Origin of the sequence: Methanoregula sp. (genome assembly GCF_028679125.1) — an archaeon.
GTDB lineage: Archaea > Halobacteriota > Methanomicrobia > Methanomicrobiales > Methanospirillaceae > Methanoregula.
On sequence record NZ_JAJRCG010000008.1, the window covers coordinates 19,266 to 37,414 of the forward strand.

16 protein-coding genes, 1 tRNA gene and 1 pseudogene are annotated in these 18,149 nt (G+C 56.2%); 13 read left to right on the top strand and 5 right to left on the bottom strand.

What is annotated here, in order from left to right; genetic code table 11:
- Nucleotides 1-52 precede the first annotated feature (52 nt).
- From LUQ43_RS07160 to LUQ43_RS07190, 7 genes are all read left to right on the top strand, one after another.
- Nucleotides 53-499: a hypothetical protein gene (locus LUQ43_RS07160; protein WP_299965659.1), complete on the top strand. Its 447-nt coding sequence runs from the start codon at nucleotides 53-55 to the stop codon at nucleotides 497-499.
- A gap of 65 nt (nucleotides 500-564) precedes the next feature.
- A complete protein-coding gene (locus LUQ43_RS07165; protein WP_299965662.1) occupies nucleotides 565-1,524 on the top strand; it encodes a DUF6159 family protein in 960 nt (319 codons plus the stop codon).
- Nucleotides 1,521-2,426, top strand: coding sequence for an ATP-binding cassette domain-containing protein (locus LUQ43_RS07170; protein WP_299965664.1), 906 nt, complete (start codon nucleotides 1,521-1,523; stop codon nucleotides 2,424-2,426). The genes LUQ43_RS07165 and LUQ43_RS07170 overlap by 4 nt, the downstream gene beginning before the upstream one ends.
- On the top strand, nucleotides 2,423-3,616 hold the full coding sequence (locus tag LUQ43_RS07175; protein WP_299965666.1) for an ABC transporter permease: 1,194 nt from the start codon (nucleotides 2,423-2,425) through the stop codon (nucleotides 3,614-3,616). The genes LUQ43_RS07170 and LUQ43_RS07175 overlap by 4 nt, the downstream gene beginning before the upstream one ends.
- Nucleotides 3,617-3,843: 227 nt before the next feature.
- Nucleotides 3,844-6,000 (top strand): PAS domain S-box protein, encoded by a 2,157-nt coding sequence (locus LUQ43_RS07180; RefSeq protein ID WP_299965668.1) that lies wholly within the window; start codon nucleotides 3,844-3,846, stop codon nucleotides 5,998-6,000.
- Between the two features lie 443 nt (nucleotides 6,001-6,443).
- A complete protein-coding gene (locus tag LUQ43_RS07185; RefSeq protein WP_299965673.1) occupies nucleotides 6,444-7,433 on the top strand; it encodes a TIGR03557 family F420-dependent LLM class oxidoreductase in 990 nt (329 codons plus the stop codon).
- 58 nt (nucleotides 7,434-7,491) lie between these two features.
- A complete protein-coding gene (locus LUQ43_RS07190; RefSeq protein ID WP_299965675.1) occupies nucleotides 7,492-7,884 on the top strand; it encodes a cupin domain-containing protein in 393 nt (130 codons plus the stop codon).
- Between the two features lie 354 nt (nucleotides 7,885-8,238).
- Here the strand turns inward: LUQ43_RS07190 and LUQ43_RS07195 are convergent, their stop codons facing one another.
- The 4 genes from LUQ43_RS07195 to lonB are packed head-to-tail and all read right to left on the bottom strand — an operon-like array spanning nucleotide 8,239 to nucleotide 13,073.
- A complete protein-coding gene (locus tag LUQ43_RS07195) occupies nucleotides 8,239-8,502 on the bottom strand; it encodes a pro-sigmaK processing inhibitor BofA family protein (protein ID WP_299965677.1) in 264 nt (87 codons plus the stop codon).
- 8 nt (nucleotides 8,503-8,510) lie between these two features.
- Nucleotides 8,511-9,797 carry a TldD/PmbA family protein gene (locus tag LUQ43_RS07200; protein WP_363318501.1) on the bottom strand — a complete coding sequence of 429 codons (1,287 nt, stop codon included), beginning with the start codon at nucleotides 9,795-9,797 and terminating at the stop codon, nucleotides 8,511-8,513.
- Nucleotides 9,784-11,115 carry a TldD/PmbA family protein gene (locus LUQ43_RS07205; RefSeq protein WP_299965681.1) on the bottom strand — a complete coding sequence of 444 codons (1,332 nt, stop codon included), beginning with the start codon at nucleotides 11,113-11,115 and terminating at the stop codon, nucleotides 9,784-9,786. Before LUQ43_RS07205 ends, LUQ43_RS07200 begins: the two co-directional genes overlap by 14 nt.
- 5 nt (nucleotides 11,116-11,120) lie before the next feature.
- Nucleotides 11,121-13,073, bottom strand: a complete 1,953-nt coding sequence (gene lonB / locus LUQ43_RS07210) for an ATP-dependent protease LonB (RefSeq protein WP_299965684.1) — start codon at nucleotides 13,071-13,073, stop codon at nucleotides 11,121-11,123.
- A 207-nt stretch (nucleotides 13,074-13,280) separates the two neighbouring features.
- Here lonB and LUQ43_RS07215 point away from each other — a divergent pair, with 207 nt between their 5' ends.
- From LUQ43_RS07215 to LUQ43_RS07240, 6 genes and pseudogenes are all read left to right on the top strand, one after another.
- Nucleotides 13,281-14,129, top strand: a complete 849-nt coding sequence (locus tag LUQ43_RS07215) for a ribose-phosphate diphosphokinase (protein WP_299965686.1) — start codon at nucleotides 13,281-13,283, stop codon at nucleotides 14,127-14,129.
- 42 nt (nucleotides 14,130-14,171) lie between these two features.
- Complete coding sequence (locus tag LUQ43_RS07220) at nucleotides 14,172-14,627, top strand: nucleotide-binding protein (protein ID WP_299965689.1); 456 nt, start codon at nucleotides 14,172-14,174, stop codon at nucleotides 14,625-14,627.
- Nucleotides 14,628-14,647: 20 nt separating this feature from the next.
- Nucleotides 14,648-15,256, top strand: coding sequence for an orotate phosphoribosyltransferase-like protein (locus LUQ43_RS07225; protein WP_299965692.1), 609 nt, complete (start codon nucleotides 14,648-14,650; stop codon nucleotides 15,254-15,256).
- Between the two features lie 81 nt (nucleotides 15,257-15,337).
- Nucleotides 15,338-16,936: pseudogene (gene thsA, locus LUQ43_RS07230) on the top strand (thermosome subunit alpha).
- A 107-nt stretch (nucleotides 16,937-17,043) separates the two neighbouring features.
- Nucleotides 17,044-17,128, top strand: a tRNA-Ser gene (locus LUQ43_RS07235).
- A 247-nt stretch (nucleotides 17,129-17,375) separates the two neighbouring features.
- Nucleotides 17,376-17,579, top strand: coding sequence for a hypothetical protein (locus tag LUQ43_RS07240; RefSeq protein ID WP_299965694.1), 204 nt, complete (start codon nucleotides 17,376-17,378; stop codon nucleotides 17,577-17,579).
- 125 nt (nucleotides 17,580-17,704) lie between these two features.
- Here LUQ43_RS07240 and LUQ43_RS07245 read toward each other — a convergent pair whose 3' ends face one another.
- Nucleotides 17,705-18,145 (bottom strand): cupredoxin domain-containing protein, encoded by a 441-nt coding sequence (locus tag LUQ43_RS07245; protein WP_299965696.1) that lies wholly within the window; start codon nucleotides 18,143-18,145, stop codon nucleotides 17,705-17,707.
- Between the last annotated feature and the right edge of the window lie 4 nt (nucleotides 18,146-18,149).

Below are 18,149 nucleotides of genomic sequence, written 5' to 3' on the forward strand. Positions count from 1 at the left end.
CCCAAAAATACTTTTAATAAATTATATATAGTCAACCTTCAAACGTTGACATATGCTTCTGCCCGTGGATGAAAAACAGTTCGCGTTCTGGAAGATGCGTCGCAGCGGGACACCGAACATTACGATTGCCAATCTGCTCGGCATCTCCCGGCAGGCCGTCTCCAAGGCGCTGCTTGCCATGGACGGGAAGATCGAATCGGCACTCCGCGATATGGCGCAGTCAAACCAGATCGCGATCGATGCGATCAATACCGAGCGGGGGATCCTGCTCGGCCGGTCGGTACCGCTCCAGATCCCGGCACTTATCTTCATCTCTGAAAAGCACGGGATTCAGGTGTGGTACGATCATGAAGGCGACTGCGGCACGTGCCAGCGGTATACCGGGTGCATCGAGCTGCTCTGGGATTATGCAGCCGAGCTTGGCATCAGGATCGAGAAGACCGCCGATCCAACGAAAATGGCAGAAGAACTGTTTACCAAAGTGAAGGCGATGATATGACATTCGATTTTTCAGAATCAATCCGGAAATATCTGGCATGGTGCCCGAATTCTGATGCACGACCTTTGCGCACAGTACCACCGGTACTGGCAACACCCCCGATCACCCTTAACCCTGCCCAGCCGGATGGCGGAGCCGGGGGATCCGGACGGATCGACCGCGGGATCAGGATGACAACCGGAAGTATAAGGTTCCTGTTCAGGAACAAACGGTTGCTCTGGTTCTCACTCCTTTTAGGCCTGGTGATGATCTTCAATCTCGCGTCGAGCACGTATCTCCAGCTCATCTCCGGCAGCTCGCTGTATCCGGGAGCGGACCTTGTTGCCATTCCAACGTCAGTCATGATCGCACAGGGCTCGATGCCCTGGATTGCCCTGACATTCATCATCAGCTTTGTCAATGCCCTGCTGACGTACTATCTTCTGGCAGCGCTGATAGCATCGGTCTCGCTTATCCTCTCGGGCCGTGATGCAACCATCGGCGACGGACTGAAACATGCCGCTGGTTGTGTGCGGCCGCTTGTCAGCTGGGCGGCGATCGCGGCAATCATCGGGACCGCGTTCCTGTTCTTCATGCAAGCTTCGATGGCAACGAGCGGAACAATCGAAAACCTTGGCATATTGTATATCGCCATGGCATTCGGGGCATGTTTCTATGCTCTTACTCTCTTTATTGTCCCGGTCCTCGTCCTTGCCGACAAAGACCTGATCGCTGCGATCACGGAATCGGTTTCCCTGTTCAGGCATATGTGGGGAGAGGTCATTGTCTGTTTTACCATCTACGTCCTGATCGTTTTTGTTGTCATGGTGTTGACTATGATCCCCATGATCGCGATCGGATTCTCATCAGGCAGTGCTGCTGCAATCGGTACGGTTATTGCTCTCTATATGCTGGTGATGTGCATCCTGATCTTTATCGGATCAACCGTCATGGGGATCACGATCACCGGCCTCTATACCTATGGGAAGACAGGATCCATTCCCGCACGGTTCGAAGGAAAACGCATGGGTATTGAGAACGCATGACAACCGGCGATCAGAAAAACCGTAACGAAAACGTCCTTGAGATTGAACACCTCACCAAGACCTTTGACAGCAAAAATATCCTCGAAGATATCAGTTTTGCCGTCAATAAGGGCGAGGTGTTTGGCCTCTTAGGCCCAAACGGTGCGGGCAAGACCACGCTCATCCGGACCATCCTCGATATCTTCCGGCCCGATGCCGGGATGATCTCGCTCTTCGGCAAGACATTCTCCGATGATATCAAGGACGCCATCGGTTACCTGCCCGAGGAAGGGAGTCTGGATAAGGAGATCCCGGTATCGGAGTGTATCCGGTATTTTGCGGAACTCAAACACGTGGATGCGATCGACCGGAAGATGGACGCGTGGCTGGAGAGACTGGATCTCGCGGAATACCGAGACAAAAAGATCCAGGAACTGAGCAAGGGCATGCACCGCAGGCTCCAGTTCATTCTCGCGGTCATCCACCAGCCGGCCCTCCTCATCCTTGACGAGCCGTTCTCGGGACTCGATCCCCTCAACATAAAAACCCTCAAGGATATCCTCCTGGACTTACGTGACAACGGCACGACCCTGATCATGAGCACGCACCAGATGGACGAGGTGGAACGGATGTGCGACCGGATCCTCATGCTCAATAACGGGAAGATGGTACTCTACGGCAGCCTCGATGAGATCCGCCGGCAGTTCGGGGTATCGATCGAGGTCCGCTACGAAGGCCGGCTCCCGCATATCGACCATATCCTGAGTATCAACGATTCCGGCAACATCGCGGAGCTGATCGTGGAAAAAGATGCCGACACCCAGGCCATCCTAAAAACGCTTGTTGCCAGCGTCACCGTGAAGAAGTTCGAGGTAAAGCAGCGGTCCATGAACGAGATATTCCTTGAGGTAGGCAGGCGATGACAACAAAATCCCTCGTGGTCGCAAAATTTGAATTCGTAAAGACCGTCCGGCGCAAAGGGTTCATCCTCGGCACGATCGGGCTCCCTTTACTGATGCTCTTTGTCATGGGGCTCTCCCTGTATACCGGTGCCGGGATCGGCACGGGAGCAGCGAACCAGACAACCGGGTATGTGGATGCAGCCGGATTTGTTCAGGCTGCACCCGGCTTTGTCCAGTACCCTGACGTGGAAGCCGGTAAAGCGGCACTGGTGAACGGCAATATCCACAGCCTGCTGCTCGTCCCTCCGGATTATTTCCGGACCGGCACGCTCACGGTTTATACGTTGGACAATTCCCTGCTCGGGTCCGCGGGCTCCAGCCAGGTGGTGCAGGAATTTATGACAACGAACCTCCTGCGGCACGAGAACGTCTCCGACCAGGCTGCGCAGAAGATTCTCTCCCCGGTATCCCCCACGGTGATCGTCCTCGATGAAGCGGGTAATCCCAAAGGCGACCAGAAGGTCACCGGCTTCGTGCTGCCGTTTGCCCTCACGATGGTTCTTGCTATCGGTATCCTCACCTCATCCGGGTACCTGATGCAGGGAATCGGCGAAGAAAAAGAGAGTCGCCGGGGAGAGTTCCTGCTCTCCCACTGCTCGGCTGAAGAACTGCTCGCAGGAAAGATTCTCGGGTATGCGGGGGTGGGCCTGCTCCAGATCGTGGTCTGGGTCGCGATCGGCCTTGCCGTGATCGCCGCAAGCCCGTTCGCCACCCTGTTTTCAGAGATCCAGGTGACATGGCTCGTGTGCCTCGCGGTTATCTATTTTGTTCTCGGGTACTTCCTGTTCTCGGTCTCGATCGCCTGTACGGCATCCCTCGCACCCACGGTCAGGGAAGCACAGCAGGTCTCGGCAGTCTTCTCGATGTTTGCCGTCTTCCCGCTCATCTTCCTCCAGTTCCTCCTCCAGGATCCAAATTCCCTCCTGATGCAGGTCCTGACCTATTTCCCGTACACCGCACCGTTCGTGGCAATGGTCCGGCTCACGCTCGTGACGGTACCGCCATACCAGATTATCGTGAGTATCGCCATTCTTGTCATCTCCATTGTTATCCTGACAAGGCTTGCCGCACGGATCTTCAGGATGGGTATGCTGACCTACGGGAAGCGGGTGTCGTTCCGGGAAGTCTTGAGATTTCTCAAAGAAAAATAAATTTTTATAAGGACGATTGACGGGGAGGAGGACGGCCCTGAAAAATCCGGTGACCGCATAACAGTTCTCCTGATCATCTGAGGGTACGATTGTACCGGGCTTACCGGTTTTGCATCACCAACCCGCGCCAGTCCCGGATATAACGCGATCCCGGCGGGGTAAGCCACAACAATGGAGGTTTCGATACATTCATCTCCAGAAAACCGGGAATCTTGTATCAGTCACCTATGGCTGCACATGAAGACCGGTACACCCGGATCCGTGAATTTCTCCAGGAGCGGTACCCCGAGGCAGTTTCCATCTCGCTGATCGCCCGGGAACTGGAAATGAACCGGGGTTCCGTTGCAAAATACCTTGAAGTCCTCCAGTCCCACGGGAACGTGCTGATGAAGCCGTTCGGCAAGTCCAAATTATATACTTCATCGCAGAACATCCCGTTCGACAATCTGTTTGACTATCTCTCCGATGCGATTGTTATCCTTGATGCCGATCTCCGCATCCTGATGGTCAACAGGAGCTTCATGAATACGTTTGGCATCCGGAAGGATCGGAACGTCATCGGTACCGAGCTGTCCCGGATCAGCCTGCCGCTTTTTGACAACCCTACGGTACAGGAAAATATATCCCGGATCATCAAGTCTCAGGTCTTCATCAACGAGATGCTGCTGATCGAACAGGGCACCGAACGGATATTCCTCACGGAATTTGTCTCGACAGTCATCCCCTCCCTGGCATTCACCGGGAAACCGGGGATCATGATCAGCCTGCGCGATATCACCACCTGGAAAAAAACGGAGGATGCGTTGAAGAACAGTGAGCGGAAGATCCGCACGCTGTTTGAGGAAGTCCCCAGCGGTATCTTCCTCTTCCATGAAGATGGCACGATCCTGAACGCGAACCGCGCCTCCCTTGATATTCTCGGCCTGGCCCGGTTCACCGACCTCGCGGATCTCAAGCTCTATGATATCATGTGCTCGAAGAACACGATCCAGGAGCTGATCCAGAAGGGGAAGATTGCCGAACTCACCCTCTCCTGCAATTTCGATCGGCTGAAATCGGAGACCCTGACAGCAACCAAGAAGAGCGGAGTTGCTTATTTCCAGATAGTATTTGCACCGGTCACCGGCAGCGTGGGCACCACTCCCCGCGAGTTTTTCATTCTCTTCCTTGACATCACGGCAAAGAAACTGGCGGAGAAACAACTCAAGGAGCGTTACAGGGGTATCGTCACCAACCTTCCCGGCATTGTCTACCAGTTCTATGCCCGGGATTCCGGGGAATGGGGCTCGTATTACGTCAACGAGCGCACAGAGGAAATTTACGGTGTTCCCGCCGAACCACTGGATACCTGGTTCGACCGGTTCGGCGACTGCATCGCGCCGGAAGACCGTTCGCGGTGGGGGACATCGATCGAGGATGTGATCCAGCGCGTTGTCCCCTGGGAGTTCGAAGGCTGGTTCATACGCCCGACCGGCGGGGAGATGTATATCCGCGGGATATCGCAGCCGGTCCGGCAGAAGAACGAGACGGTCTGGAACGGAATCTTCCTCAACATCACCGACAGGAAACTCGCAGAGGAGGCATCGCGCCGGAGCGAGGAACGGCTCCGGGGGATTACGAACAACCTGCCAGGCATCGTGTACCAGTTCTATGCACGAAACGGGAAATGGGGCACGTACTACGTGGACGGTCGTTCAAAGGAAGTCTACGGCCTCGACGCAGATCCGATCGATACCTGGATCCAGCGGTACGGAGCCTGTATCGCTCCGGAAGACCGCGAACGCTGGACCAAATCAATCGAAGATGTGATCCGGAAGGTAGCCCCGTGGGAATTCGAAGGCTGGTTCATCCGTCCGACCGGAGAGGAGATGTATATCCGGGTACTCTCACAACCGTTCAAGCTGAAAAACGAGACGGTCTGGAATGGTATCATTCTCGATATCACGGACCGGAAACGGGCAGAGGAGGCGCTCCGCAGGACCGAGCTCAAGGAAGTGCGGTACCACTCCTTCTTTGAGAATACCTGCAACGGGGTCCTGATCTACGAACCGATCAAAAACGGGAAGGAGTACATCATCAAGGATGTCAATAAGGTGACCGCTGCACTCTTACGGATGCCAAAGGAAGAACTGGTCGGGAAAAAGCTCTTCGAAGAGTTCCCGGATCTGCCGGATCCGGTAATCCACGACCTTCTCCTGCGGGTCCTGACAACGGAACAACCGGAGTTCGCTGCCCCGCTCAAGTACCGCAACCGCGAGGACTTCCCCTGGATATCGCATTATGTCTTCAAGCTGCCTTCGGGGGAAATTGCCTCGTTCATGGTGGATGTCACGGCTGCGGTGAAGGCAGGCAGGGAACCAGGAAAGCAGGCCTTTTTCACGTAGGGCGGATCATTGCTCCTCATCTTCCCTGCCATGCGCTTGGGAGATCTCCCGGGCATCCGGCCGGAACCCGGGCATTTCAATGGCGAGCAATACCCGGATATCCGAAAAAAGTATTGTTTCCAAATATCACCGTGAATGGAGAATCCAAGAGGCCGGGGCAATGGCGAGCAATAGAAATTACCTTTATTTCCGCATTGGTGAAATGTCACCTGTGGAAGAACATTCCACAAAAACCGGAACTGAGCGAGCCTTCATGGGCGAGTCCGGCCGTGTTCACAAAACACCAGAAAAGGCTACAACTTTCGACAGTATCGCCTCACGGTCAGTGAACATTTGGCCGGTTACCCTGATCAGTATACTCAATGCAGGTACATCAAGATGTTGTATCGCTGGCACAGACCCCCGTCCGTGACCTCCTCTTTTGCCGGTTGGAGGCAGTAATCATGGAAACAAAGATTGGATATTTTGCATCGATCGAGCAGTACAAGCCGATGGATGCGCTGGAACAGTCCGTGCGTGCAGAAAAGACCGGATTCGATTCGATCTGGGTCGACGACCACTTCCACCCGTGGTACCACACCGACGCCCAGTGTGGCCAGGCATGGGCCTGGATGGGTGCAACCCTCCAGGCAACAAAGAAGGTATTTGTCTCGACCTGTATCACCTGCCCGATCCTCCGGTACAACCCGGGTGTCGTCGCGCAGACATTTGCCACCCTCCGCCAGATGTACCCGAAGCGTGTCGGTATTGCAGTAGGCGCCGGTGAAGCATTGAACGAAGTGCCGGTAACCGCACAGTGGCCGAGCGTTCCCGAGCGCCAGGATATGACGGTCGAGGCAATCGAGGTCATGAGAAAACTCTGGGAGAGCAAAGCGCCGGTCTCGCACAAAGGAAAATACTACAACCTGGAAAAGGCGTTCCTGTACACGAAGCCTGACGATGAAGTCCCGCTCTACTTCAGCGGTATGGGACCCAAGGGTGCAATGCTTGCCGGGAAGTACGGCGACCACCTCATGACGGTCTCTGCCGACCCTGACGCATTAAAGAAAGTCACCATCCCGAAATTCGAGGAGGGTGCAAAGGCAGCCGGCAAGGATCCAAAGAAGATGGAAAGAGCGATGCTCCTCTGGTACTCTGTGGACGCGGATTTCGACAAGGCTGTCGAGGGTAACCGGTTCTGGGCAGGGTGCCTGGTACCGTCCATGTTCAAGTACCGGGTCAGCGACCCGCCCGAGGTCCAGCTCCATGCAGACATGGTCGGCAAGGAAATGATGAAGAAGAACTTCCTGTGCGCAACCGATGCGGAAGGCTTAATCAAGGAGATCGAGCGGTTCAAGAAGGCCGGTATCACCCACTTCTGCCTCGGGAACTCAAGCCCGAACGTGAACTTCGGTATCGATGTGTTCAAGGAAGTCATTCCGCACGTCAAGTAAATTCCCGTGAACAGATAACACCTACCTCCTTTTTGGAGAGTCCCCTTGGAGTTGTACGATGGAAACAAAAACACGAACAGAGATCTTTGAACAGGGCGTTGTTGTTTTCCCCGGTTACGAGACTGAGGCAAACGCAAAACCCTGGTATCCGCTTCCGGGATGCGAGGGCGTCTTCTTAAAAGACCTCGTAACCGGAAAAGAGACCGGAGGAAAATTCAGTTACCACCTTGTCAGGATCTGGAAAGACTGCGAGGTTGCGGATCATGACCACGAAACCCAGTGGGAGTGGAACCAGATCATCAGCGGGAAAGGGACGTTTGTCATCGGGGACAAAGAGGTAACGATAACACCCGGCCAGACGTTTGCAACACCCCCGAAAAACCATCATACGGTAAGTGCCGGTCATGAAGACCTCCTGCTCCTGGCACTCTTTATCCCGGCTCTTGTATAAAGCAGGGATTGAGATACCGGTTCCCCCATTCCATCCTTTTTGAAGTGTCCGGGACATACACTCCCCCTGAAAATTATCTGCCCTTAAATTGCTTCGTTTGCGAATCGGAGCCCGATTTGAAGAACCGGTTTTTTGATAGTCGCGTTTTTTGGCGATTTATAGCATGGGGATTTTAAAATACGGACATATTGCTGTTATTTCACTCATTTGAGGGTAATTCCGGGCTCCGAAAAACGTCTAATTGTTGCCTTTTGGTTGATCCGGAGACTGGGATCCTGGGGAAAAGGCTGGCCGGGGAAATAGCGGGGGGTCGGATCCGGGACCCCGGACAGACCCCGGATATTTCCGGTATCTTCAGATCGTGATCCCAAGAATCCCCAGCAGCATCAGAATCAGTACGCCCGGGAACCCCCCGATAGCGCAGATCAGGATGGTTGCAACATCGTAGCCGAGATCGGGTTTTCCCACCCACTGCATGACGTGGAGGAAATTGATCAGGAAGAGGCAGATCAGGCCCAGCACCGCGTTTATCACGAGGACCGAGAGTTGTTTCACCAGATACCAGACAATGGCGATGATGACAATGACAAGGATGAGAGCCACAAGAAGGTTGGTCATGGTCGTTCCTACTTACCAATGATATGCTGTTTATTTATTTTTACTGACGGGAGGATCAGGGAACCGACCGCCCGTGACTCCCGGCTCAATCCCGATATGACGTGATGGAGATCGAAGACATTGCCGGAGAACATGGCACTCCGGATCGGATCCTGGAACTCCCCGCCCTCCATCCAGAAGGCATTGGAGAACTCGACCGAGAACTCGCCGCTCATCGGGTTGGCCGTATGGGCCCCCACGATGTTGTGCACGTAGAGGACCCGTTCATCGTCCACGGTCTCGCGTTTCCCGTCGACCACGAAATTGTGGTGGCCGATGGTCGGGGCTCCGCCAAACCCTCCACGGACGGCACTGGCCGTGCTCTTCTGCCCGTACCGGGAAGCGGTCTTCAGGTCATAGGCAAAGGCACACAGGAGGCCATCCTTTATGAGATCGAGCCGCTTCGTGGGCGTACCTTCCGCGTCCCAGCGGATACTGCCGTCCGCCCCGGGAAGGAGCGGGTCGTCGTACATCGAGATCATCGGGTTGGCAACCTGCTGCGAGAGGGACTGTGCCAGCCGGGAGCGTCCTGCCTGGACATTCCGCCCGTTCAGGGCAGGGACAAAGACATTCCCGAGCAGCTCCGCATAGGCAAGGGGGGAGAGGAGGACATCATAATCCCCGGTCGGGATATCTTTGCCATCCGCAGATTCGCAGGCAAAGAAGGTTGCACGTTCGCCAACGGCAACCGGATCGATCCGGTCCATAGACCATTCGTGGCCGAACTCGTAACCGGTAGACTGCCCATGGATCGCTTCGAGCGATACCGACACAGACGTTGACCGGTCGGAATACCGGATCCCGTGATTGTTGGCAAGGGTCACTTTCATAGAGGAGAGCCCTGCCGATCCGGATGTCACATCAGCCGGGTGCGCTGCTGCTCCTTCGAGCAGATCGTCCAGCAGGTCCCGGGCCGTACCAGGCTCGATCTGCATGCCGGCATCGAAGGCGAGAGGAGTCGTATCCAGCGGTTCCGGCCCGGGCAGCCCGGTCCATTCCTGCGGGGTTGCAAACTTCCCGCTCGCCACCGCAGCCTTCAGGCACTCCCGCCACCGGCCGGGATCATTGGTGCTGGACGAGCCGATCTGTCCCTTGTGGATCGTGCGGATGCCAAGGCCGCAGTCCTGCGAGATGGTGGCAAGACTCACCTGTTTCTTCTTGAGGTCAGCGGAGACGCTGGTGCCCTCCACATAGTAAACCTCGACCTCGTCAACGACCTTCTCCGCTTCCCGGATCAGTTCCTCAATCCACGCCACTGCCACCCACCACCGCATCGGTTAAGAGAATATGGGGAGCCCCATCGCTCACCGGCACGCTCTGACCGCCTTTCCCGCAATACCCGGGACTCATCTTCCGGTCGTTCCCGCACAGGACGATCCCGTGCAGGGTCGTGAGGATCTCCCCTGACAAGGAGACATCCCGGACCATCTTTGTGCACTCCCCGTTCTCCACAAGGTAGCCGTACTCCGCGTTGAACTGGAAGATGCCCCGGCCCGGGTCAACCTGCCCGCCACGGGAACCCGCAAGGAAGATCCCGTTTTTGCATTCCGCAAAGATCTCCTCCTTCGAAGAGTCGCCGTTCTCGATGAACGTGTTGCTCATCCGTACGAGCGGGGGTTCGCCCGGCATTGCCCGGGCATGGCCGGCAATACCGTTACCGACAGCCGCCAGCGATTCCCGGCTGTGCAGGAAGGCGTTGATCACCCCGCGCCGGATGATCTCGGTGCGGGTCACGGCCGCACCTTCGGCATCCACGGGATCGAACCCGAACCCGTGGAGGGAGGGGTCGTCGACAATCGTGAGGTTCTCGTTGCCGATCCGTTCCCCGGTCCTTCCCACCAGGACGGAGTTTCCTTCCTGGATCAGGTCGCCCTCGCTCGCGTGGCCCACGGCCTCGTGGGCAAAGACCCCGGCAAGCTCCGGGTCGAGAACTGCCCGCATCTTCCCGCCTTTGGCCAGCGTGGCATCCAGGAGGGAAATTGCCAAGTTTGCAGCCTTCGTCCCGAGAGCCTGCTGGTGCCGGAGATTGAAGCCATCAATGGAGTGCTCACGTTCGTACCCCATCTGGACATTCCCGTTCCGTGACGCCACCGCAAGGACGTTGAACCCGGATCGGCTCATCGCAAAGGAATATTCGTTGCCGGAACTGTCGGCAAACCGGACCTGTTCGTTCTTCTCGATATAATTCGCCCTCCGGTTGGTGATGAGGGGGAGGGTGGCGCTCTTCTCGATCTCGGCAAGAAGAGCGGCCTTCTCTTCGATCCCGATATCGCGGGGGTTCTCTTTCACCGGGGGAACGGGCAGCTGGCCCCGGGGCACATCCCCGAGCACGACATTCTCTTCCGTGATGATTGCAAGCTTCGCGGCTCTCTCAAGGAGTTCATCGAATTTCAGACCGGTGCACGGGGTGTAGTTGTCGATCTGGAGGATCCCCCAGCCGGATTTGACGAGAACCCGGAGGATCGCCTTGTTGAAAAAAGAGGTGCCGGCCGATTCCACGGCACCGTTATCGATATCGATATGCGTGACCTCACCGGTCACGTGCCTCAGGTCGTAATAGGAGATACCGTGCATCGCATTCAGGCCGTTGACGGGTTGATTGCCGGTACTTCTGCGATCATCGCGGTCGACCTCATCGCCATCTTCTTGAGCTTGATGGGGAAGCCGTCGGAATTCTCCGGCACGAGCGCGATCTTGAGGACATCTTCAATACTGTCAACCGGTATGATGGTGACCATGGACTGGAAGCGCTCTTCGATAAGGACATCGCCGACATTCATCCGGGGGATGAGGACGGTCTTGATTCCGGCCTTTGCCGCTGCCTCGATCTTGTAGGTCACGCCACCGACCGGCAGGACATCGCCCCGGACCGAGAGGGACCCGGTCATGGCAAGGTCCTGCCGGACAGGGATTCCCTCGATCGCACTCACCACGGCGGTTGCCACGCTGACGGATGCGGAGTCGCCCTCGACACCCATGTAGGTGCCGATGAACTGGATGTGGATATCGATATTCTTGACATCCTTGCCGGTGAATTTCTTGAGGATCGCACTGACGTTCTTGATCGATTCCTGTGCAATCTCCTTGAGCATCCCGGTTGCGATGACCGTGCCGCTTGCACCCTGGGCCGGGGTCACTTCTGCCATGATGGGGAGGACAGAGCCCGCATCGCTGCCGGTAACGGCAAGGCCGTTGACCCGGCCAACGCGGGTACCTTCCACTACGGTCATCTCGTATTCCCTGAGGTGGCGGGTGATCTCATCCGAGACCTGGTCCTCGATGGACCGGGCGGTCTTCTTGGCCGTGGTCACGTGCGCTGCCGTGGTGATGGGAGCATTCTCCTGCCGGGCGATATCACCGGCCACACGGATCAGGCCACCCATGTCACGGAGCTTCAGGGTCAGGTGGCCCTTGCGGTTGGAGCGCCGGCGGGCTTCGCGGATGATCTCATCGATGGCGCTCTGGTCGAAATGCGGGATCTTCCCATCGTTCTTGACCTCCTGCGCAATGAACCGGACGTATTTCTGGCGGTTCTCCGGGGTGTCATCCATGCTCTCTGCCATGTAGACCTCGTACCCGTACCCGCGGATACGGGAGCGGAGCGCCGGGTGCATGCCCTGGATGGCGTCAAGGTTGCCTGCGGCAACCATCACGAACTTACAGGGAACAGGTTCGGTGCGGACCATCGCACCGCTCGACCGCTCGCTCTGGCCGGTGATGGGGAACTCCCCCTCCTGGAGAGCGGTCAGGAGATTCTGCTGGGAGTGGGGGTCCAGCGTGTTGATCTCATCGATGAACAGGACGCCGCCGTTCGAGCGGTGGATTGCCCCTGCCTCGACACGGTCATGGGCAGGGGTCTCAAGGCCGCCGCTCTGGAACGGGTCGTGCCGGACATCGCCGAGAAGGGCGCCGGCATGGGAACCTGTCCCGTCGATGAAGGGTGCGATGCTCTTGGTATCGTTCGAGACAAGGAGCTTGGGCACCATCGCTTCCTCGCGGGGGGTGGAGTAGCGCAGGGCCATGAAGACGAATGCACCGGCAATAAGCCCCATCAGGAGCTGCATGGTGATGATCGCGTACCCTGCAATGCCCAGCAGGAGGAGCATCAGGAGCGTCTGGCGGAACTGGGTCTTCTTCTTGGCCTCGGCCTTGTGGGCTGCAACGATCTGTTTGCCGCGGCCACCGGCAACGGTCCGGATAACCGGGTTGTTGGTATCATCGGAGTTCGGGTAGACAAGGATGTCCTGAAGCTCTTCCTTGGGCAGGAGTTCTGCCATCGCCTTCGCCAGCATCGATTTGCCGGTACCGGGACTGCCGATCATCATGACGTGGCGGCGCTGGATGGCAGCTTTTCTGATGACCTCTACTGCACGTTCCTGGCCGATTACCTGATCGATCAGGCTTGCGGGCACGGCAATCTGCGCTGAACCCGGTGCTGCACTCTCTGGCGCACTCACGGGAGCGGTGATCTCCGGTGTGGCCGGAACTTCCTTCGTCGCTTCCTGTTGAGGCTGTTCTGGTATATTTTCCATTGCGGTTTTACCCTTCCTGCCCTAAAATTTTCATATACAATGTCTCATGATAGTTTAAGTACTTTCAGCTGATAGCACGCCCAAGAAAGAGAGGGCATCGCAAAGCGGGTTGTTTTTGCCAAGCGGAAAACTACAATACGGTTTATCGTAAATCTACTTGGTTGAGAACGCCACGGTCCGGTTCCTGCCGGAACAAGGAATGATACCATGAAAGTGATTTGTACTGAACGATCCCAGGTTCTCGGCGCCCGGCTCGCACGCGTGCTCAAGGTCCCGGTCGTTAACGTAGCCTTTTCCCGGTTCCCTGACGGGGAGCATTATCTCGTTGCCGGCGCTCTGGATGACGAGACGGTGATTGTCGGAAGTGTCGTTGATAACGATGCACTGGTCCAGCTGATGCTGCTGATTGACGCGTGCAAACCATCCCGCATCCGGCTTGTCATTCCCTATATGGCCTATGCCCGGCAGGACAAGCAGTTCAAGCAGGGAGAGCCGCTGAGTGCACGGGTCGTGGCAAAGGCGCTCAGCCAGGGTGTATCGGAGATTTTTACCATCAATATCCATGACCCGTCGGTGCTGGAGCACTTTTCTGCGCCGGCACAGAACCTTTCCCTTGCGCAGGATACCGGGGCATATATCAAGACACTCGGGCTGGACAACCCGCTCATCCTCTCACCGGATGACGGCGCTCTTGCATTCGCCGAACAGGTTGCATCGGTCGGGGGATGGGAGTTTGACCACCTCGACAAGACCCGGCTCTCCGGGGTCGAAGTCCGCATGGCACCCAAGACGGTGAGCGTGGCGTCCCGGCCGGTGGTCATTGTCGATGACATCATCTCGACCGGGGGGACCATTGTAACCGCCGCCGGAATGCTCTACCAGCAGGGTGCAACCGATGTCTACGCCGCATGCGTTCACGGGGTCCTGGCCGGAGGCGCCTACGCCAAACTGACAGCAGCCGGTATCCGCGACGTGATCTGCAGCGATACGATCGAGCGGGCGTGCAGCAGGATCTCGGCCGCTGAGAGGATTGCCGGCGCGATCCGTAAACACTGAACCGACAACACCCATGACCTCTTTTTTCCCGGGCTTCACGGTATGAAAATCGTCCTTGACGCAAGCGTCTTTTTTTCAGAATTACACCCGGAAGGAGAACTCTTCACGACACCCTCGGTCTGCGAGGAGCTCCGCGATATCCGATCCAGGGGGAATTTCGAGAAGATGTCCGCCGCAGGGCTCACGGTCCTCTCCCCGTCGCGGGAGAGCCGTGATGCGGTTGCGGTTGCCGCTGCCACGAGCCGGGATACCGGTATCATCTCGGATACCGATCATGACCTGCTTGCCCTTGCCCGGGAACTCGGTGCAGTCCTGTACACGGATGATTTTGCCATCCAGAACGTTGCAACCGTGCTCAGGGTGGAGACGCATCCCATCACCCAGCGTAAAGCCAGAAGGGTGCACTGGAAGTACCGCTGTTCGGGGTGCGGACGATATTTCGACCACGACGGGGAGTGCCCGGTCTGCGGCGCAGCAGTTAAAAGAAAACTTAAATAGATACCGGCAAAGCTTTGTTCATGTCTTCGCTAGACGATCTGATTGGCAGGGCAAGGGCGCTCCTTGCCGAAGGGCACAGCCCGGGTCAGATTGCAGATGAACTCTCCCTTTCCATGGAGACCGTAACCTGGCTCCTGACGCAGGCCAAGGGATCCACCGCCCCGAAGGATGTCCACATTGACTGGACCGCAGTCTCCAGCCATGCCCCCCTGCTGGAAGAGACTGCCCTGATGCTGCTGAACCGGTACTACCAGGACCAGACCAGTGAGGCGGAAGGATCCCCGGCAGCCGATGTGATCGTGGGAATCGCCCTCTCGGGCATCCCGCTTGCCACCCTGATCGCAGTCCAGGAGGCTGCCCAGCTTGCAATCTATCATCCCCAGAAACAGAGCCAGAGCGAACGCCCGACCGGATCGATCAGCGGGAACTTCGCAGCAGTGAACGGGCAGCGGTGCATCATTATTGACGACGTGATCACGTCAGGCAATACCATGAGAGAGGTGATCAAGTACCTCAAGAAGCACAACGCGACACCGATTGCTATCTGGGTGATCTTTGACAAGCGCGGCATCAAGGATATTGATGGCGTCCCGGTCTATTCGCTCTTTAAAATCTCCCGTATTGACTGATCACTCCTTTTTTCCGGAGCCATGACAATATAATTTATATAGAAGTTCAATTCCACCTTTTACAACATCGGAGGATCTATTATGCTATCTGGACAGCCAATTGTCATTTTAAAAGAAAATGTGGAGCGTAATCGCGGCAAAGAAGCCCAGCGCTCGAATATTGCGGCCGCAAAGGCAATCGCCGGCGCCGTGAAGTCGACCCTTGGTCCCCGGGGCATGGACAAGATGCTCGTCAGTTCCTCGGGAGATATCGTCATTACCAACGATGGCGCAACCATCCTGAGCGAGATTGCCGTCCAGCACCCCGGCGCAAAGATGGTGATCGAGGTTGCGCACACACAGGACGAAGAAGTCGGCGACGGGACCACCACTGCGGTCGTCCTCGTGGGAGCCCTCATGGAGCAGGCCGAGAGCATGCTGGAATAGGGCATCCACCCGACCGTTATTGCGCAGGGATACCGCATGGGCATGGAGAAGGCGCTCGAGATTACAAACAGCCTCTCCCTCAAGGTAGACCCGACTGACAGGAAGACCCTGATCAAGATCGCTGACACGGCAATCACCGGCAAGTCCATCGAGCAGGTCAAGGGCAAGCTCGACACCATCATTACCGATGCTGTCATGACCGTTGCCGAGAAGGTCAACGGCAAGCTCGTTGTCGATGAAGAAGATGTCATGATCAAGAAGCAGAAGGGTCAGGCCATGGACGATGCCGAACTGATCCGCGGGGTTGTCATCGACAAGATCCGGGTCCACGAGGGCATGCCCAAGAAGATCACCAAGGCAAAGGTTGCCATGGTTGCAACCCCCTTGGAGATCACCAAGACCCAGGTGAAGGCCAAGATCAAGATCACCACGGCCGACCAGGTCAACGCGTTCTCCGAGCAGGAGCGCGAAGCCCTCAAGAAATTTGCCGATGCGATCATCAGCAGCGGTGCAAATGTCCTCCTCTGCCAGAAAGGTATCGCAGATGCAGCCCAGTTCTACCTTGCAAAGGCCGGCGTCCTGAGTATAGAGGACGTTCCCGAGAAGGACATGAAGTATGCAGCACGGGCGCTCCATGCGAACATTATCTCCAAGATCGACTCCCTGACCGGAAAGGATCTGGGCACTGCCGACCTTGTTGAGGAAGACACTGATGGGAAAGTCACCCGTATCTCCGGCTGCAAGAACCCCAAGACCCTGACGATTCTGCTCCGCGGTACGAGCGACTACCTGCTGGACGAGCTCGAACGTGCAGTGGTTGACGGCACCCGCGTTGTCATGGATGCCATGGAAGACGGCACCTTCGTAGTAGGTGGCGCAGCAGTAGAGACCGAACTGCTGATGAAGATCCGCGAGTATGCCCAGACCGTGGGTGGTCGCGTCCAGATCGCCATCGAGGGCTATGCAGCCGCGTTCGAGTCCATTCCCAGGGCTCTTGCAGAAAACTCCGGCTTCAACCCGATCGACAAGCTGGTCGAGCTCAAGAATGTCCACTCCAAGGGCAAGAAGAATGCCGGCCTGAATGTTTACGAGGGCAAAGTTGTGGACATGCTGGCTGAGGGCGTTATCGAACCCCTGCGTTCAAAGCGCCAGTCCATCCAGAGTGCATCGGAGACCGCCATCATGCTCATCCGTGTCGATGACATGATGATCACCCAGCAGGGCGGCAAGGGCGGCGCCCCGCATGGAATGTAATTTTTCATAAACCAGAATCCCTTTTTTTGTCCGGCAGGTTCCGTGTGATCCGGGACACTATCAGATAACTATTAGAACAATTGATGAGAGAAAATAGAGAACCGGGTGCCGAGGTAGTCTAGCCCGGGAAGGCGGTAGCCTCGAAAGCTACTGGCGCTTCGCGCCTCGGGAGTTCAAATCTCCCCCTCGGCGTTCTTTTGTATCCGGGTTTTCTGTTTCAGTACTGGTTCTGGTCTGCGGGTTTTACCGTACCCATGGCCCCATCCTGAAAAATTCCAAAAGAGTCCCGGTTTTCGGTATTTTTCGCAAAAAAATCTCTAAATCTGGTTCTTCAGGTTTTTGTTCTTTCACAATCAATAAATACCCCATATTCATAATATATGATTAATGTAGATTTCCGCCACGGGCGCGTGGCGGTATGTTAGGTGAGTGAACAGGTATGATACGGATCAAGGAGAACAAACCCGCCATATCCGCAGATGCGAGATCATTCCGAGCTGTGCGGAGGCTGAACCTGAATCGTACCTATACGCCGCTGAAGATTGGTGCGATTGCAGGATACATCATCTTAGGCATGCTCTCGGCATCCACATCCATGTTCGGGATCCTCGTGGGTGCCGTACTTCGCCTTGTCGGCTTGTAACACGATTCCTCACTCCTCTTTTTTATTTCCGGAAGTATGTCAGAGCCCTTGCGGGCTCCGTGAACCGTTGGCACTCTATGAAACACTGTTTTTAAAAAAAAGCAGAGAATTGCCTTACACCGGGATTACGGTACTACCGTGATCGTTCCTTTCATGCTCGGGTAGACCCGGCACATGTAGGCATACTCTCCCTGGCGATCGAACTGCTGGCTGAACGACTGGGTGGACCCGAGGAGAAAGGTGGAGGAGGAGAATGTCTTATCGATAAACTCTATGTTGTGGACATGATCGTCGTCATTTACCCACCGCACCTGCGAACCGGCCTTGATGGTCAGTTTGGACGGGTTGAAGGCATTGTTCTTAATAGAAATCGTAGTCTCGGATACCGTCAGGGTTGTAACCGGGACAGCGGTTGGCGTTGCGATCGTGGTATGCATCACCGTCGTTGGTTTTACCGTCGCGGTGGGAACCGGTGTGGATGCCTGTTTCGGAGATGCCTCATCGGTACATCCGCATGTCAGCACAAGCAGTGCAGCCAGGACAAGGAGTACGAACCATTTCTTCATAGGT

What these genes read in the sequence shown, in the direction of transcription:
- LUQ43_RS07160 (WP_299965659.1), top strand. Translation starts at nt 53, where the DNA reads ATGCTTCTGCCCGTGGATGAAAAACAGTTCGCGTTCTGGAAGATGCGT.
- LUQ43_RS07170 (WP_299965664.1), top strand. Translation starts at nt 1,521, where the DNA reads ATGACAACCGGCGATCAGAAAAACCGTAACGAAAACGTCCTTGAGATT.
- LUQ43_RS07175 (WP_299965666.1), top strand. Translation starts at nt 2,423, where the DNA reads ATGACAACAAAATCCCTCGTGGTCGCAAAATTTGAATTCGTAAAGACC.
- LUQ43_RS07180 (WP_299965668.1), top strand. Translation starts at nt 3,844, where the DNA reads ATGGCTGCACATGAAGACCGGTACACCCGGATCCGTGAATTTCTCCAG.
- LUQ43_RS07185 (WP_299965673.1), top strand. Translation starts at nt 6,444, where the DNA reads ATGGAAACAAAGATTGGATATTTTGCATCGATCGAGCAGTACAAGCCG.
- LUQ43_RS07190 (WP_299965675.1), top strand. Translation starts at nt 7,492, where the DNA reads ATGGAAACAAAAACACGAACAGAGATCTTTGAACAGGGCGTTGTTGTT.
- LUQ43_RS07195 (WP_299965677.1), bottom strand. Translation starts at nt 8,502, where the DNA reads ATGACCAACCTTCTTGTGGCTCTCATCCTTGTCATTGTCATCATCGCC.
- LUQ43_RS07205 (WP_299965681.1), bottom strand. Translation starts at nt 11,115, where the DNA reads ATGCACGGTATCTCCTATTACGACCTGAGGCACGTGACCGGTGAGGTC.
- lonB (WP_299965684.1), bottom strand. Translation starts at nt 13,073, where the DNA reads ATGGAAAATATACCAGAACAGCCTCAACAGGAAGCGACGAAGGAAGTT.
- LUQ43_RS07215 (WP_299965686.1), top strand. Translation starts at nt 13,281, where the DNA reads ATGAAAGTGATTTGTACTGAACGATCCCAGGTTCTCGGCGCCCGGCTC.
- LUQ43_RS07220 (WP_299965689.1), top strand. Translation starts at nt 14,172, where the DNA reads ATGAAAATCGTCCTTGACGCAAGCGTCTTTTTTTCAGAATTACACCCG.
- LUQ43_RS07225 (WP_299965692.1), top strand. Translation starts at nt 14,648, where the DNA reads ATGTCTTCGCTAGACGATCTGATTGGCAGGGCAAGGGCGCTCCTTGCC.
- LUQ43_RS07240 (WP_299965694.1), top strand. Translation starts at nt 17,376, where the DNA reads ATGATACGGATCAAGGAGAACAAACCCGCCATATCCGCAGATGCGAGA.
- LUQ43_RS07245 (WP_299965696.1), bottom strand. Translation starts at nt 18,145, where the DNA reads ATGAAGAAATGGTTCGTACTCCTTGTCCTGGCTGCACTGCTTGTGCTG.